This is a genomic window from Shewanella marinintestina, assembly GCF_023283845.1.
Lineage (GTDB): Bacteria > Pseudomonadota > Gammaproteobacteria > Enterobacterales > Shewanellaceae > Shewanella > Shewanella marinintestina.
Window position 1 is genome coordinate 1 of sequence record NZ_JAKILC010000048.1, and the last position, 627, is coordinate 627.

At 46.4% G+C, this 627-nt stretch carries 1 protein-coding gene; it reads right to left on the reverse strand.

The window, feature by feature from the left end; translation table 11 throughout:
• Nucleotides 1–9: 9 nt before the first annotated feature.
• On the reverse strand, nucleotides 10–627 hold a 618-nt coding region (locus tag L2747_RS21380; protein WP_249000920.1), incomplete at its 5' end, for an EF-Tu C-terminal domain-related protein.

Genomic DNA, 627 nt, shown 5'->3' on the forward strand with positions numbered 1-627 from the left:
CGTTGCTAATTAAGCAACGATCTCAGCTACAACACCAGCACCAACTGTACGGCCACCTTCACGGATAGCGAAGCGTAAACCTTCGTCCATCGCGATTGGGCAGATTAGAGTAACAGTCATAGCTACGTTGTCACCAGGCATTACCATCTCTACGCCTTCTGGCAATTCGATAGTACCGGTTACGTCAGTTGTACGGAAGTAGAACTGTGGACGGTAGCCTTTGAAGAATGGAGTGTGACGTCCACCTTCTTCTTTAGACAGAACATAGATTTCTGACTTGAAAGTAGTGTGTGGAGTGATTGAACCTGGAGCAGCTAGTACTTGGCCACGTTCTACTTCTTCACGCTTGATACCACGTAGAAGAACACCACAGTTCTCGCCAGCACGACCTTCGTCAAGAAGCTTACGGAACATTTCAACACCAGTACAAGTAGACTTAGTTGTATCTTTGATACCAACGATTTCTACTTCTTCACCAACTTTGATGATACCGCGCTCTACACGACCAGTAACAACAGTACCACGACCAGCGATTGAGAAAACATCTTCGATTGGAAGAATGAATGCACCATCGATAGCACGCTCTGGCTCAGGGATGTATGTGTCTAGAGCTTCAGCTAGTTCAAG